A 409-nucleotide genomic window follows, 5' to 3' on the forward strand; every position below is an offset into this window, starting at 1 on the left:
AGCATATACACGTAAACCTGGTTTTGAGATACGTTTTAATCCTGTGATAACACGTTCATTGTTTTGACCATATTTTAAGAATAAACGAATAACACCTTGTTTATCATCTTCAACGTATTCTACGTTTTTAATGAAACCTTCATTTTTTAAGATTTCAGCAATTTGTTTTTTAATATTTGATGCAGGTAATTCTAATTTCTCGTGACGCACCATGTTTGCGTTTCTTACACGAGTAAGCATATCTGCGATTGGATCTGTCATAGTCATTTATTGTTGCCTCCTTTCAAACTCTTTTATCTTACCAGCTAGCTTTACGTACGCCAGGAATTTGGCCTTTATAAGCTAATTCACGGAAACAAATACGGCATAATTTAAATTTACGATATACAGAATGTGGACGACCACAGCG

The 409-nt window shown here is 34.2% G+C and carries 2 protein-coding genes; both read right to left on the reverse strand.

Annotation, left to right across the window (positions count from 1 at the left end; translation table 11 throughout):
- Positions 1–267, reverse strand: a 267-nt coding sequence (rpsH, locus tag DF216_RS10615; protein WP_129326790.1) for a 30S ribosomal protein S8, incomplete at its 3' end; no start/stop codon positions are given.
- Between the two features lie 31 nt (positions 268–298).
- Positions 299–409, reverse strand: a 111-nt coding sequence (locus DF216_RS10620; RefSeq protein WP_129326791.1) for a type Z 30S ribosomal protein S14, incomplete at its 5' end; no start/stop codon positions are given.

The sequence above is a fragment of the Streptococcus oralis genome (assembly GCF_004127215.1).
GTDB classification, from domain to species: domain Bacteria; phylum Bacillota; class Bacilli; order Lactobacillales; family Streptococcaceae; genus Streptococcus; species Streptococcus oralis_BD.